The sequence below is a fragment of the Brevundimonas sp. GW821-FHT10A07 genome, assembly GCF_059415785.1.
On the sequence record NZ_JBWKNX010000007.1, the window covers coordinates 108,699 to 122,690 of the forward strand.

A 13,992-nucleotide genomic window follows, 5' to 3' on the forward strand; every position below is an offset into this window, starting at 1 on the left:
GCTTCGCCGTTGGCCTCCTGATGTCCAAGCCCAAGCCGTCCGCCGCCGCCGCCCTTCGCCGCCTGATCGCCGCCCGGCCGCAGGGGCGGCGCGGGCGCCCCGCCGGGGGGCTGGGCCGCCTGTGGAAATTCGTGGCCGCGACGGCGGGCGGCCTGGCCGCCGGCGCCGGCGCCGCCCATCTGCTCTACACCCAGGGCCACAAGGTCGGGCTGGAGCTGCGCCCGCCCCGTCCCGAACCTGCGCCGCCCGCCACGCCGACGCCCGAGGACTACGACCTCAGGGAGCCCGGCCGCGGCCGCCTGGCCAAACGGCCCGAACAGATCCCGCACAAGGGCTGGAGCGACATCCTTTGGCGCACCGGCGCCTCCTACTTCGGCGACCGGGTCGGCTTCGTCGCCGGGGGCGTGACCTTCTTCACCCTGCTGTCGCTGTTCCCCCTGCTGGGGACGTTCGTCACCCTGTACGGCCTGTTCGCCGATCCGGCCGACGCCTGGAGCCGGCTCCAGTTCCTGTACGGCGTCATGCCCAGCAGCATCGCCGCCTTCCTGGGCGGCGAGATGGAGCGGCTGGCCGCGAACTCGAACGGCCAGCTGACCTTCACCCTGATCTGGACCCTGGCCCTGTCGCTGTGGACGGCCAATGGCGCGGTCAAGGTGCTCTTCTACGGGCTGAACATCGCCTATCACGAGGTCGAGCGCCGCAACATCGTCCGCTACAACCTGCTGTGCATGGGCTTCACCCTGGGGGCCGTGGCCGCCGTCCTGTTCAGCTCGCTGCTGGTGGTGGGGGTGCCGGTGGTGGTGGGGCTGTTCGGACTGCAGGAGGAATGGGGCCTGCTGGCCCTGTTGCGCTGGCCCCTGCTGCTGGTCGGCTATGTCGCCGCCCTGACCCTGATCTACCGGTTCGGGCCGTGTCGGCAGAAGGCGCGCTGGCGCTGGCTGACGCCGGGGGCGATCTTCGCGGCGGTGGTCAGCCTGACGGTCTCCTTCGTCTTCAGCTGGTATCTGACCAACTTCGTCCGCACCGACTCCTATGGCCCGCTGGCGGCCATGATGGGCTTCCTGCTGTGGACCTGGCTGTCGGTCCAGGTGATCCTGATGGGGGCCGAGCTGAACGCCGAGATCGAGCATCAGACGGCCCTGGACACCACCACGGGCAAGGCCATGCCGATCGGCGAGCGGGGCGCCAAGGTGGCCGACAGCATCGGCGCCAAGCGGGGCAATCCCGCCGCCCTGGCCTTCACCCAGCGCCACGCCGAGGCGGTCGCCGACCGGCTGATGCGCCGCCGGGACCGCCGCGAGCGCGAGGCCGCCGCTAAAGAATGAACCGGCTCAGATCGACGTCCTTGGTCAGGAGGCTCAGCTTGTCGCGCACCGCCGCCCCGTCGAAGTTCACGGTCTGGCCCGCCAGGTCCGAGGCCTTGAAGCTGGTCTCCTCCAGCACCCGCTCCAGCACGGTCTGAAGCCGCCGCGCGCCGATGTTCTCGACGGCCGAGTTGGCCGCCACCGCCGCATCGGCCAGGGCCTCGATCGCGTCGTCGGTGAAGGTCAGGGTCACGTCTTCGGTCGCCAGCAGGGCCTGGTTCTGACGGATCAGATTGGCCTCGGGCTCGGTCAGGATCCGCTTGAAGTCGTCGCGCGTCAGGGCCTTCAGCTCGACCCGGATCGGCAGCCGCCCCTGCAATTCGGGCAGCAGGTCCGACGGCTTGGCCACATGGAAGGCCCCCGAGGCGATGAACAGCACATGGTCGGTCTTCACCGGCCCGTATTTGGTCGAGACGGTGGTCCCCTCGATCAGGGGCAGCAGGTCGCGCTGCACCCCCTCGCGCGAGACGTCGGCGCCGGAGGCCCCCTGGCGCGCCGCCACCTTGTCGATCTCGTCCAGGAAGACGATCCCCTCGTTCTCGGCCAGGATCAGGGCCTCCTTGGTCAGGCTGTCCTGATCCAGCAGCTTGTCGCCCTCTTCGGCGATCAGGGGGGCGGTGGCGTCGCGAACGGTCAGCTTGACCGTCTTGGTCCGGCCGCCGCCCATCTTGCCCAGCATCTCCGACAGGTTCAGCAGGCCCACGGCCCCGCCGCCGGGGATGTCCAGCCCCTGGATCGGCGAGGCGGTGTCGGCCAGGGCGATCTCGATCTCCTTGTCGTCCAGTTCGCCGGCCCGAAGCTTCTTCCTGAAGCTGTCTCGCGTCGCCGGCCCGGCGCCGGGACCGACCAGGGCGTCCAGGATCCGGTCTTCGGCCGCACCCTCGGCCCGCGCCCGCACCTCGCCGCGCCGGCGGTCGCGCACCATGACCAGGGCGCTCTCGACCAGGTCGCGCATGATCTGATCGACGTCGCGCCCGACATAGCCGACCTCGGTGAACTTGGTCGCCTCGACCTTGAGGAAGGGCGACCCGGCCAGCCGCGCCAGCCGCCGGGCGATCTCGGTCTTGCCGACGCCGGTCGGGCCGATCATCAGGATGTTCTTGGGCGTCACCTCATCACGCAGATCCTCGGGCACGCGCTTGCGACGCCAGCGGTTGCGCAGGGCCACGGCCACGGCGCGCTTGGCGTCGTCCTGGCCGACGATATAGCGATCCAGTTCGGAGACGATTTCGCGGGGGGAGAGGTCAGTCATGGGATGCAGATAGGGGGTCGGGAAGCCGAGCGGGAGGGGGCGGGGCCGACGGGGCGTTCCGGCGCGAGACCAGATTTCATCCCCCTTCGTCGATTGTCCCGGAGGCGGCGGAGGATTTCAGACTGTGCGGCGAAAAAACAGCGTCTGAATAGTATGAATTGTCTGAAATCGGGGCGGGGGAAATCGCACTACGCCCGCGAAAACCGTGCAGCGTGTACGATGGTGCAATGAACGGGCCTCCCTTTCGCTACCGACAGCCGGGAGTATAGACCCGCGGGAACGGCCGGGTGGTTGGGGGCTGAACTTTCAGTCAGGCGGTTGTTTTGCCGACAGCATATTTTCGGAATTAGGATGGCTGGCGTCTTCGCCGACGTGCGAGCACGGCGGAGGTCCGAAACGCCTCGTGCGCCTCTAGCCCCTGCGATTGGCTGGTGTCATTAAGGCAAAGGTCCGCATTGGGCAGACGTCGGCCAAAGGCGTCATGCCCGGAAGCCGACATCGGCGCCGAGAGCGGAATATCGTCTTTCAGACAGGTCGGGCGTGACCGGTCCCGGCGCTTGCCGGGCCTTTTCCGCCGGATGCCGATCCGCTTCCCGCCGAATGGTGATTATCCCGCCGTCCGCGTGCAGCGGCGCTGATGAGCGATGCCCTTGAGAAAGCCGCGGCGGACCAGGCCTGCACGGATCGCCGCCTGAACCTCCCGGTCATGGGCCGCAGCGCCCGACAGACGACGCACCCAGCTCCTTAGCGGGATGAAATCCGTGGCGGTGTCGCGAACCATGTCGAGGGCGGCATTGGCGGCCTGGTCGCCCGTGCCGGTCGCCGGCGTCGGCTGATCGACATCCGGGCCGAGGGCCTCGTCCAAGGCGTCGATCTGGGCGACGACGGCCGAGCAACGCTGAAGGCCCGCCGTCGCATAGGGGGTGCGGCGCGCGGTGATCAGAACCTCTGGCACCTCCTGTCGCCGCAGGTTGAGATCGTCCAGTGGAGCCGTCGCCGCCTGGCCCACGCCCTCGCCAAAAGTCTTTCCGCCCTGGGACGCTTGATCCCGGTTCAGCTCGACGCCCGATAGGCCAGGCATGGAGGCGCAGGCCCCAAGGCCGGACAGGCCCAAGGCCAGTATTGGCAGGACGACGAGGGGACAGGCGATTTTCAAAGGACCATTCCAAGCGTGACTATAGAAGACACAGCGTTCTGATTGCAGGACAGTTCCGGCGGCCGCCTTGATCAGGCGCAAACCAGGCCTGTCGAATGGCCGTGGGGGGGGGGGCGGTTCCCGATGTCTGCCTCGGGTCGGACCACGACATCGACACCAGCCCGGAAAACGGACGTCGGGCCCACAGCCCAAAAGCGGACGCACCGAACTGCCGCTAGGGGTGGGAAGCGGACCCCGGATATGCTCTGTAAAGTCATGGCCGACTGGACCGAAATCTATCGCTCGCTAATGGGCCAGACGATTGCCGGTATCGTATGGATGCCAATCACATCCGACACCCCACAACTCGCCGAAGAACTACAACCGGCAGCTTTCTCGTTCTCCGGGGCAGCGCATGTGCGCTTTGAAAGCCAAGCGTTTGTCAGGTTGTCATGGCAGCAGAGGGGTGACCGGTTTGTCCTCGCGACGGAAGATGCGGCAAGATGGGTTCCGCACGCGCTGGACCGGCTTCAGGCGCAGGGTGACCTCTGGTTCGCACTGATAGGTTCTGTCCTGACAGCGGTGGAACTGTTTACCGTTCCCGACGACCCCGACCGCCAAGTCGTCGCTGCGAAGCATACGACCTCAACCGGCTCGTTCTGGATCGGCGTAGGCGGCGCGGACTTCGTCGGTGACCACGACGACCTTTGGGTTGGCGTCGATTGCGATCCGCCGAACCGCGCTGATCTCGTCAGCTTGGGCGTGGTGTCATGAACGTCTGACACGGGTCGATTTCGGCCCTGGCTTCCGCTGCGGGATGCGGACGCTGCCGCCATGCACGACACCAGACGGTGCGATCATCGGCGAGGGGTGGTTAGCGGACCTTGGGATCGGCTTCCGCAGTGATCCACTCGCCAAGCCTATCAACATAGAACTGTCCGCGCGGCTCGACCGAACGAAGGATCGTGTCCATCATTCCTGCCTCGCGTCCCGGCGGGCTGTCGGTGTTCAAAACGGCGAGGATGAAGCCTGACAGGCGATGCATGAACTCGCTCGACGCATAGAGGCTTTTCGTGTCGTTTGGATCATCAAGGTGGGCTGACCTGACATGGATCGTTTCCATGTGGATCAGCCGCGCCAGAACCCTCGCCCGACTGTCAGCCGGTAGGGCAGCGAAAGACGTGTAAAGGTCGGCAGTCATATGGCGACGCTAACCCGTCAGCCGATAGTCCGCTACGGGTCGATTGCGGTCATGGTCTTCTACGCCGAAAGCGGACGTTGGCCTCCAAGCCAGAAAGCGGTCGCGGTCGATGTCAGCTAGGGGTGGGAAGCGGACGTCGGCTAGACTATGCTGCGGCTCATGAAAATGCTCGGCCAGTGGCGGGACGTCGAGGGTAACGAGGCGATCGCTCTTCAGGCAGAACTGAAGCGGGAGCTGTCTCCGGACCATGAACTTTATGGGCTGGACCTCGTGCCGTGGCAGATCGCGCGGCCCGACAAGGACGTTGCGTTCACTTTATCGGACGGCAGAGTCGCGCTCGTGCACCTTACTTTTAATTGCGAGACCGGCCCAAAGTGGCCGTTCTTCAAGATATTTGCGTCGAAGGCCGAGGCCCTGCCACGTCTTGTCCTTCTCGCCGAGGGCGGAGCCTACGAATAGCAAGGCCGCTTCCCTAAAAGTCCGCAATGGGTCGGTTTGCGAAATCGACGGCAGGCCGGAAAGCAGACTTTGGCGCGCGCCCGTCTCCTTCGGGCGGGAGGAGATCGCCCATGGGCCTGGCCTAAGCGAGCGCGAGGGCAGGGGTTCTGGGCGTCGCAGAGGCGCCGGTCTTGCGGTCGCGCCCCCTCCGTCACGGCGCGGAAGACGCGCCGCGCCACCTCCCCCGGAGGGGGAGGAGACGAGAGCCTGGATCAGGCGGCCTTGCCGGCCTTCTTGGCGGCCAGCTTGTCCTGGTGGGCCTGCATGCCCTTGGCGATCATTTCGGCGGCCTCGCCGGCGTCGCCCCAGCCCTTGACCGTGACCGACTTGCCCTTCTCCAGATCCTTGTAGTGGGTGAAGAAGTGTTCGATCTGCTCGATCAGGATGGCCGGCAGCTGACGATAGCTGGCGACGTCGGTGTAATAGGGGTTCAGCTTGTCGACCGGCACGGCCAGGATCTTCTCGTCGCCGCCGGCCTCGTCCACCATCATCAGCACGCCGATGGGGCGCGAGCGGATGACGCAGCCGGGCACGACCGGCGTCGGGTTCAGCACGATCACGTCGCAGGGGTCGCCGTCGTCCGACAGGGTGTGCGGGATGAAGCCGTAGTTGCCGGGATAGTACATGGCGGTGTGCAGGAAGCGATCGACGAACAGGGCGCCGGATTCCTTGTCCATCTCGTATTTCACCGGCAGCCCGCCCTGCGGGATTTCGATGACGACGTTGACGTCCCAGGGAGCGTTCGGGCCGACCGGAATAGCGTCGAGGTTCATGGCGGGGTCTTTGCTGCGTCTGCGAAATTCTGTGAGGCGCGCGTGATAGGACGCGCGCGCGGCCTCGGCAAGCGCGACTTGAGTCGGCGGACTTGCGCCACAGCGGCGACTGGGCTCAATTCGCGCGATGACCTGGGTTGATTGGGCCGCGCTGGCGCTCTTCTTCATCTGCTGGCTCGGCTATGCGCCGATCCTGAAGTTCATCGGCCGCCACGGCGGTTCGCTGAACGACGACATGAGCCATGTCCGCCGGGTCTGGATGGCGTCGATGACCCACCGCGAGATCCGCCTGGTCGACAGTCAACTGATGGGCCATTCGATCAACTCGGCCTCCTTCTTCGCCTCGACCAATCTGCTGCTGATCGCGGCGGTGGGGGGCATCCTGTTCGGGGGCGAGAGCAAGCTGGAAGGCTTCGCCGCCGTCGGAGCGGACAATGTGCCGACCAGGATCCTGGAGGCCAAGCTGGCCCTGGTGCTGATCTGCTTGGCGCGCGGCTTCCTGGATTTCATCTGGGCCCTGCGCCAGATGAACTACACCCTGGCCCTGATCGGCTCGGCGCCAGAGATCAACAAGGAGATCGACCGCAAGGCGTTCGGCGAGGCGGCGGCCGAACTGCTGAATCCCGCGCTCAGTTCGTTCAGCCAGGGGGTCCGGGGCTATTATTTCGCCCTGGCGGCGGCGGCCTGGCTGTTCGGCCCTCTGTGGCTGGCCCTGGGCGTGGCCTCGTCCTTCGGCCTGCTGATCTATCGCCAGGAGGCGTCGCCCGCCGCCCGCGCCATCCGAAATGCGCGGCGCCTGCTGGGTGAATGACGGTTATTTTGCAGGTGCGACAGGGGACGTCCTCTCCTGCCCCAGTGCGTCGAATTGGGGCGAAAGCGCCGTAATTGCGTAACATGCCGTGACCCGAAAACCGCGCGCAGCGCTTGACCGATTGTGCATCGCAACCTAGATTGACCTTCGACGCCTCCGGGCGTCTTGCCCTTCCTGGGCGTTTCCTCCCTATAGACTTTTATGCCGCGCCTCCGGGCGCGGCTTTTTTTTCGTCCCGCGCCGATCCGGGGTCAGGGGGGCCGGGGTCAGGCCGCCCCGTCGTCCGCGCACAGGGCGGCGATGACGCGGTTCAGCGCCTTGCGGGTCGCGGCGTGGGCCGCGTTGGGCGTCTGGGTCGCCTCGTCCAGATACAGTTTGCGGCTCAGTTCGATCTGGATCGCCTCATAGCCGTCCGCCGGCCGGCCCCAGACCTGGGTGGACCAGCCGCCGGCGTAGGGATGGTTCAGCGCCACCCGCCAGCCCAGCCCCTCGAACAGGTCGCGCAGTCGCCGGGTCAGTCGCGCCTGGCACGACGACCCGTGCCGGTCCCCCAGCACCACCTCCGCCCCTACCGCCCGCGTCGGCATCGAATGCCAGTCGATCAGCACGGCCCGGCCCCGTCGCGCCCGCGTGCGTTCCATCAGTTCGGCCAGGGCCGCATGATAGGGGGCGTGGGCGGTCCGGATGCGCGCCTGGGCCTCCGCCAGCGACAGACGTCGGTCGTACAGGGCCAGGCCGTCGCCCGACAGCCGGGGGATGACGCCATATCCGGCCCGGGTCTTGGCCCCGACCGGCCCGTCCGCATCGACGATCAGGTCCGGATCCAGTTCGCCGGGGTCGCGGTTCAGGTCCAGATAGGCCCGGCCGAACCGCCCCTCGATCAGGGGCGCGCCATGGGCCGGCCCTTCACGCACGAGGGCGCCGACCAGGGCGTCCTCGGCGCTTTTCAGGCTGGCGCGGGCCAGTCCGGCGACGGCCCCCATGTCGTCGGGATAGGTCTCGCCCGAGTGAGGCGAGGCGAAGACCAGGGCCGTTTCCGGGGCCGCGGCGGGCGGCAGGCTGATCGCGAAACTGGCCCCGTCCGTGGTCATGATCCCCGCATAACGGGTTTCGCTGTGGAAGGAAGACGTTCGACCGGTGAATTTCATCGCCGGTTTACGCTTGTCGGCCTAGGTTGCGTCCCTGATTAAACGGGCATTTCTCGAATGGCGCGCATCCTTTTGGCCGAAGACGACAGTTCGCTTCGCGGTTTCCTCACCCGGGCGCTCGAACGGGCGGGACATCATGTCGTCGACTGCGAGAACGGCGACGACGCCATCGACGCCCTGGAACACGGCCCCTACGATCTGCTGCTGACCGACATCGTCATGCCCGGCGCCGACGGGATCGAGGTGGCCCGCGTCGCCGCCGCCCGTCAGCCGGGCCTGCGCATCATGTTCATCACCGGCTTCGCCGCCGTCGCCCTGACCGCCGCCCAGGCCTCGCCCCAGGCCAAGGTCCTGTCCAAGCCGGTCCATCTGCGCGATCTGGTCAGCGAAGTCGAACGGATGGTCGCGGCCTGACGCTGGACCTGAGCGACGCGTTTAACGTCGTTCTCCCAAAAATCGTAATCTGGCCGTGAAATCGGCTTGATGCCGCCAGGCCGGGCCGCTATACGACCGCTCTTCCCGCCCCGGGGCGATTTCCCGGGGCCCTACGGCGGATGCGTAGCTCAGCGGGAGAGCACCTCGTTGACATCGAGGGGGTCACAGGTTCAATCCCTGTCGCGTCCACCATTCTCCCTTCTACAGTCAGTCTTCTTCGCCCGTCGCCTCTACGGGCGCCTGTCCGCACGGGCCGGCTCCAGGCTGCCGATACCCGCCAGGGTGGCCCGCACGGCCTCGTCGAGCGGGGTGCGCGGTTCGGGGCCGATCAGGGCCTCCAGCCGGGCGTTGGTCAGGCGGACCGGGCGTTTCCACAGATAGGCCATCTCCATCAGTTCGCGCATCAGCGGCACGAAGGGCGCGGCCAGACGCATCACCAGCCAGGGCATGGGCTTGATCGGCAGTTTGGGCTCGCCCAGGACGCGGCGGATGGCGCCGGTCATCCGGGTTCCGTCGGCGTCCCACTGGCCCTCCATGTGGAAGCGGGCGAAAGCCTCCAGGTCGTTGCGTTCGACCAGGCGGACCATCACCTCCGCCACGTCCGGCAGATAGGCCCACTGGTGCCCGACGCCCGGCTGGCCCGGATAGGTGATCGCGGTCGGCCGTTCGCCGGCCTTGACCAGACCCTGGCTGAACCAGTTGTTGGCCGCTTCAGGCCCGAAGAAGTCGCCGGCGCGGACGATCAGCACCTTGGCCCGGCCGCGATCGGCGGCCGCCTTCAGGCGACGTTCCATCTCGAACCGGATGCGGCCCTTGCGGGTCCTGGCGTTCTGGGGCGCATCCTCGGCTATGTCGGGGAAGGCGTCAGGGCCGTAGTTATAGACCGTGCCGGGCAGCAGGATGCGCGCGCCGTTCCGTTCGGCCGCCGCGATGGTGTTGTCCAGCATCGGCAGGACCAGGGTGTTCCAGTTGCGATAGCCGGGCGGATTGACCGCATGGACGATCAGGGACACGCCCTCGGCCGCCGCCGCGACGTCCGCCGCCGACATGGCGTCGCCCCTGATCCAGGCGATCCGCGCGTCGCCGCGCACGCCCTCGGGTCGGCGATGCAGGGCGCGCACCGACCATCCCGCCTTCAGCAGCCGCGCGGCCACCGCCCCGCCCGCGCCGCCCGTGGCGCCCAGAACCAGGGCTGATTTCGTCGTCATGTCGCGCTCCATCCGTTTGATGAAGCCTGTATCGACCGAACGCCGGATCAACGGAATTGTCGAAATATCTGCACCTGCTATACGAAAATCAATGAACAGTGAGCCGAGCTGGGATCTGTATCGCACCTTCCACGCCGTGCTGCGCGAGGGGTCGCTGTCCGGCGCGGCGCGGCGTCTGGACATGAGCCAGCCCAGCATCGCCCGCCATATCGACGCCCTGGAGACGGCCCTGGGCGCCAAGCTGTTCCTGCGCACGCCCCGGGGCCTGTCCCCCACGGACGCAGCGCTGGAGCTGAAGCCCCTGGCCGAGCGGCTGGCCGCGACCTCGGCCGCCCTGCGCCGCACCGCCGAGGGTGGGGGCGGAGGCGGCGCCCTCTCCGGCACGGTGCGGATCAGCGCCAGCGAGGTGGTGGCGGTCGAACATCTGCCGCCCATACTGGCCCGGATGCGTCAGGCCCATCCGGGACTGGCGCTGGAGCTGTCGCCGTCCAACGCCCTGGACGACCTGTTGCAGCGCAAGGCCGATGTGGCCGTTCGCATGGTCCGGCCCGAGCAGCAGGCCCTGGTTTCGCGCCATGTCGGCGCCCTGGTCATCGGCCTGCACGCCCATCGCGACTATCTGGCGCGACGCGGGACGCCCCGGACCCTGGCCGATCTGAAGGATCACGACCTGATCGGCTATGATGTCGAAACCCCCGCGATCCGGGCTGCGGTCCAGCAGTATCCGGCCCTGAGCCGCGACGCCTTCGCCCTGAGGGTGGACAGCGACGTGGCCCAGCTGGCGGCCATCCGAGCCGGGTTCGGCATCGGCATCTGCCAGACCGTCGTCGCGGCGCGCCAGCCGGATCTGGTCCGCGTCCTGCCCGACGCCTTTCATATGGCGCTGGAGACCTGGATCGTCATGCACGAGGATCTGCGCGGAAACGCCCGCTGCCGCGCCGTTTTCGACGCCCTGGTCGAAGGCCTGTCGGGGATCGTCGGATCCTCGGCGCGGTAGTCAGTCGGTCCTGAACAGAATCACGGCGGTCAGGCCGCCGCCGGGCGTGGTCTCCAGGCGGACGCTCGCGCCCATCTGCTGAGCCAGGGAACGGGCGATCGCCAGGCCCAGACCGGAACCGCCGGTTTCGCGGCTGCGCGACGCCTCGCCTCGCGCAAAGGGTTCGAAGGCCTGGGCCTCGAACGCCGGCGACAGGCCGGGACCGTGATCGACGACCGTCAGCCGCCAGCGGTCGTCGTCGCGTTCGAAGCCGACCTCGGCCGAACCGGCGTAGGTCACGGCGTTCTCGATCAGGTTCTCGAGAATCCGGCGCAGGCCGCCCGAGTCGGCCTGGACCCGTCCCGCCTCCAGCCGTCCCAGGGTCACCGCCTGGCCCAGGGCGGCGCGTTCCCGCACCAGTTCCGTCATCAGTTCGGCGACATCGACGGGGGCAAGGACAGCGGGTCTTTCCTCGCCGCGCGCGACCAGCAGCACATCCTCGATCAAGGTGGCCATCAGGGCCACGTCCCGGTCCGCCCGCGCCCGCTGGTCCGGGTCTTCGATCAGGGCGACCCGCAGCCGAAGCCGGGTCATCAGGGTCTTCAGGTCGTGCGCCGCAGCGGCCAGCATCCGCATGCGTTCGCCTACCAGGGCCTTGATGCGGGCGCGCATGCGGTTGAAGGCCGAGGCCACGCGGCGCGCCTCGGCATGGCCGGTCTCGTCCATCGGCGGGGCGGCGAGATCGCGGGCGAAACGGTCGGAAGCGTCGGCGATGGCCTGGAGGTCGCGGGTCGCCCGATGCACCATCCGCCACACGAGAAAGGCGGCCGTCAGCCCGACCAGCAGGCTGAACACCAGGGCGGCCATGGCCATGCTGCGGCGACGTTGCCACAGGCCCGGAGCGACCACCAGCCTCTGGCCGTCCGCCAGCGCGACCGACGCCGCATAGACGGCGGTCTGTCGTCGTTGGGCTTGAGGGCGGAAGCGGCGGCGTTCCTCGGGAACCAGCAGGCGGACGTCGCGCCCCGCCAGCGCCGCGCCATAGCTGCGCAACAGCGCGGGCAGGGGGCCGCCGTGCACGCGATAGCCGGCCGGAACCCCGTCGGCGATAAAGAAGCGGGTGTCGTCGCCGTTCAGGGCCACCAGCAGGTCGTCCCGCTCTTGCGACGGCGTGCGGTCCAGGGCGGCGGCTGCGGCGGCGATCCGCACCGGCACAGGCAGGCGCCATTCGTCCTGATCGCCGCGCTGGAACCTCAGCAGGCCCAGGACGCTGACCGCCTGCAGCGCCACCACGACCAGGACCAGCGTCAGCGTCAGGCGGTTGGCGAGGCCCATGCGTCTCACGATTGGACCTCGACGTCTGCGGTGAACAGATAGCCGGCGTTGCGCACCGTGCGGATCAGCCGGGGTTCGCGGGGATGGTCGCCCAGCTTGCGGCGCAGGCGCGAGACCTGGATGTCGATGGAGCGGTCGAAGACGTCGGCCTGGCGGCCCTTCAGCACGTCCATGATGTCGTCGCGAGACAGGACCTGCTGCGGACGCCTGACGAAGGCGGCCAGCAGGTCGAACTCCCCGCCGGTCAGCTCCACCGCCTGGTCATCCGCATCGGTCAGGGCGCGGGAGGCGAGGTCCAGGCGCCAGCCGCCAAAGGCGAGACGGCGGGCCGGCGGCCGGGGTTCGGCCTGGTCGCGGCGACGCAGCAGGGCCTTGATGCGGGCGACCAGCTCGCGCGGCACGAACGGCTTGGCGACATAGTCGTCGGCCCCGACCTCCAGCCCCACGATCCGGTCCATGGGTTCGCCTCGCGCCGAGGCGATCAGCACCGGGACGGCGCCCTGGATCCGACGGCAGACCGACAGGCCGTCCTCGCCCGGCATCATCAGGTCCAGCACCACCAGGTCCGGCCGTTGGACCGCCCAGGCCCGCCAAAAGGCCGCGGCGTCGGGGAAAGCCGTGCAGTCCAGCCCCTCGCGCGCCAGCAGGGCGCAGACCAGGTCGCGGATTTCGGGGTCGTCCTCGACCAGATGGATCAAAGCCGTCGTCATGGGCCAAGCTTTGGCGCAACCGCCTCCGCCCCGCCAGTAGCGGATACACGCTGTTACGCACGGGCGCCGGGGTGACACACCCCGGACGGGCCGATCTGTCAGTCTGCAGTCGTTCGGAACAGGCCGGACCTCGCACAAGGAGCCTGCCCATGAGCTCCCGTCGTCCCTTCGCAGCCGCCGCCTCGACGGGCCTGCTGGTGTCGCCGGCCTCGTCGCTGCGGCCGACAGCGCCATGCGCGGCGTGGATATCTACCGCAGCCCCGGCTCGGCCTCGGTCTTCCGCTATGGATCGGTGGACGGCCAGGGCTGGTCCAGCGCCCGCGCCAGGACCACGGTGGACACCGGGAACGGCTACGCCACGACGGTCGTCCGCACCGGTCCGGCCGGGAACGCTCCAGACCCGCGCCGCCTCGATCGTCCACGGCGATGACAGCTACAGCCGGTCGTCCAGCCTTCAGACCTCGAACGGCTACGGCTATGAACGCCAGATCGACGCCTATCGCGACGACGACGGCGTCACCGTGAACCGCACCGTCACCGCGAACAACGGCGCCACGCGCAGTTCGACAGTCACCCGCCCCTACTGACCCCCTTTCCCGGTTCGGGCGGAGCGCCTCACCCCCGGCTCCGCCCGTCGCCCCGGCCGCATCCCCCCAACCGTGCGGCCGGGGCCCCTTTTCCGATCGAGAGCCCGATGAAAAGCCTTGTTCTGTCCGTCCTGTCCGCCGCGGCGATCGCCGTCGTCGCCACGGCCGCGCCCGCCCAGACCCCGACCGGCGCCGGTCGCGCCCTGTTCCAGCAGGCGGACGTCAATAATGACGGGCGCCTGTCGCGGGTCGAGTTCGACGCTGCGCGCGAGGGCCGGTTCGCCCGGGCCGACGCCGATCGCGACGGCCGTCTGACGATGTCCGAACTGCGCGCCCTGCGCCCGGACGGCGCCCCCGCTCCGCAGCGACGCCCCAGCCGCGAGCAGATTCAGAAGCTGCGCGCCATTGACCGCAACAATGACCGCGCCGTCGATCTGAACGAGTTCCGCGCCCTGAACGGCGAGCGGTTCGCCGCCGCCGACCGCAACCGCGACGGTTTCATCACCCGCGACGAAATCGCTGATCTGGCGCGCGCCATGACCCTGGGGGGCTGAGGCCC

The 13,992-nt window shown here is 68.4% G+C and carries 16 protein-coding genes and 1 tRNA gene; 9 read left to right on the forward strand and 8 right to left on the reverse strand.

Annotated elements, in window-relative coordinates; genetic code table 11:
• The first annotated feature begins 20 nt into the window (after positions 1–20).
• The gene (locus AC07NC_RS07685) at positions 21–1,325 is read left to right on the forward strand and encodes a YihY/virulence factor BrkB family protein (protein ID WP_494569139.1); all 1,305 of its coding nucleotides are present in this window, start codon (positions 21–23) and stop codon (positions 1,323–1,325) included.
• Here the strand turns inward: AC07NC_RS07685 and hslU are convergent.
• Positions 1,315–2,616, reverse strand: coding sequence for an ATP-dependent protease ATPase subunit HslU (gene hslU / locus AC07NC_RS07690; RefSeq protein ID WP_292150886.1), 1,302 nt, complete (start codon positions 2,614–2,616; stop codon positions 1,315–1,317). The genes AC07NC_RS07685 and hslU overlap by 11 nt on opposite strands.
• 607 nt (positions 2,617–3,223) lie before the next feature.
• Positions 3,224–3,697: a hypothetical protein gene (locus AC07NC_RS07695; RefSeq protein ID WP_494569140.1), complete on the reverse strand. Its 474-nt coding sequence runs from the start codon at positions 3,695–3,697 to the stop codon at positions 3,224–3,226.
• Positions 3,698–4,027: 330 nt separating this feature from the next.
• Between AC07NC_RS07695 and AC07NC_RS07700 the strand changes: the two genes are divergently transcribed.
• Complete coding sequence (locus AC07NC_RS07700; protein ID WP_494569141.1) at positions 4,028–4,525, forward strand: hypothetical protein; 498 nt, start codon at positions 4,028–4,030, stop codon at positions 4,523–4,525.
• A gap of 100 nt (positions 4,526–4,625) precedes the next feature.
• On the opposite strand, the gene AC07NC_RS07705 is transcribed toward AC07NC_RS07700, so the two are convergent.
• Positions 4,626–4,952: a hypothetical protein gene (locus AC07NC_RS07705; RefSeq protein ID WP_494569142.1), complete on the reverse strand. Its 327-nt coding sequence runs from the start codon at positions 4,950–4,952 to the stop codon at positions 4,626–4,628.
• A gap of 147 nt (positions 4,953–5,099) precedes the next feature.
• Here AC07NC_RS07705 and AC07NC_RS07710 point away from each other — a divergent pair, with 147 nt between their 5' ends.
• Positions 5,100–5,411, forward strand: coding sequence for a hypothetical protein (locus tag AC07NC_RS07710; RefSeq protein WP_494569143.1), 312 nt, complete (start codon positions 5,100–5,102; stop codon positions 5,409–5,411).
• 251 nt (positions 5,412–5,662) lie between these two features.
• On the opposite strand, the gene ppa is transcribed toward AC07NC_RS07710, so the two are convergent.
• Entirely contained in the window at positions 5,663–6,223 is a 561-nt protein-coding gene (gene ppa, locus AC07NC_RS07715; RefSeq protein WP_154726613.1) for an inorganic diphosphatase, read from the reverse strand.
• 127 nt (positions 6,224–6,350) lie between these two features.
• On the opposite strand from ppa, the gene AC07NC_RS07720 reads away from it, so the two are divergent.
• Positions 6,351–7,034: a DUF599 domain-containing protein gene (locus AC07NC_RS07720; RefSeq protein WP_008259721.1), complete on the forward strand. Its 684-nt coding sequence runs from the start codon at positions 6,351–6,353 to the stop codon at positions 7,032–7,034.
• 266 nt (positions 7,035–7,300) lie between these two features.
• Here the strand turns inward: AC07NC_RS07720 and AC07NC_RS07725 are convergent, their stop codons facing one another.
• Positions 7,301–8,125 carry an N-formylglutamate amidohydrolase gene (locus AC07NC_RS07725; RefSeq protein ID WP_494569144.1) on the reverse strand — a complete coding sequence of 275 codons (825 nt, stop codon included), beginning with the start codon at positions 8,123–8,125 and terminating at the stop codon, positions 7,301–7,303.
• Between the two features lie 114 nt (positions 8,126–8,239).
• Between AC07NC_RS07725 and cpdR the strand changes: the two genes are divergently transcribed.
• Both cpdR and AC07NC_RS07735 read left to right on the forward strand, forming a co-directional pair.
• Positions 8,240–8,596 (forward strand): cell cycle two-component system response regulator CpdR, encoded by a 357-nt coding sequence (gene cpdR, locus AC07NC_RS07730; RefSeq protein ID WP_035310150.1) that lies wholly within the window; start codon positions 8,240–8,242, stop codon positions 8,594–8,596.
• Positions 8,597–8,734: 138 nt separating this feature from the next.
• Positions 8,735–8,809: transfer RNA gene (locus tag AC07NC_RS07735), tRNA-Val, on the forward strand.
• A 38-nt stretch (positions 8,810–8,847) separates the two neighbouring features.
• Here AC07NC_RS07735 and AC07NC_RS07740 read toward each other — a convergent pair.
• Positions 8,848–9,825, reverse strand: coding sequence for an NAD-dependent epimerase/dehydratase family protein (locus AC07NC_RS07740; RefSeq protein WP_494569145.1), 978 nt, complete (start codon positions 9,823–9,825; stop codon positions 8,848–8,850).
• 91 nt (positions 9,826–9,916) lie between these two features.
• On the opposite strand from AC07NC_RS07740, the gene AC07NC_RS07745 reads away from it, so the two are divergent.
• Positions 9,917–10,822, forward strand: coding sequence for a LysR family transcriptional regulator (locus AC07NC_RS07745; RefSeq protein WP_494569146.1), 906 nt, complete (start codon positions 9,917–9,919; stop codon positions 10,820–10,822).
• On the opposite strand, the gene AC07NC_RS07750 is transcribed toward AC07NC_RS07745, so the two are convergent.
• Together AC07NC_RS07750 and AC07NC_RS07755 are read right to left on the reverse strand one after the other, a co-directional pair.
• Positions 10,823–12,136, reverse strand: coding sequence for a sensor histidine kinase (locus tag AC07NC_RS07750; RefSeq protein ID WP_494569194.1), 1,314 nt, complete (start codon positions 12,134–12,136; stop codon positions 10,823–10,825). It abuts the gene before it with no gap.
• A 5-nt stretch (positions 12,137–12,141) separates the two neighbouring features.
• On the reverse strand, positions 12,142–12,846 hold the full coding sequence (locus AC07NC_RS07755) for a response regulator (RefSeq protein ID WP_494569147.1): 705 nt from the start codon (positions 12,844–12,846) through the stop codon (positions 12,142–12,144).
• 149 nt (positions 12,847–12,995) lie between these two features.
• On the opposite strand from AC07NC_RS07755, the gene AC07NC_RS07760 reads away from it, so the two are divergent.
• Both AC07NC_RS07760 and AC07NC_RS07765 read left to right on the forward strand, forming a co-directional pair.
• Positions 12,996–13,433, forward strand: coding sequence for a hypothetical protein (locus AC07NC_RS07760; protein WP_494569148.1), 438 nt, complete (start codon positions 12,996–12,998; stop codon positions 13,431–13,433).
• A gap of 107 nt (positions 13,434–13,540) precedes the next feature.
• Positions 13,541–13,987: an EF-hand domain-containing protein gene (locus AC07NC_RS07765; protein ID WP_494569149.1), complete on the forward strand. Its 447-nt coding sequence runs from the start codon at positions 13,541–13,543 to the stop codon at positions 13,985–13,987.
• The last annotated feature ends 5 nt before the right edge of the window (positions 13,988–13,992 follow it).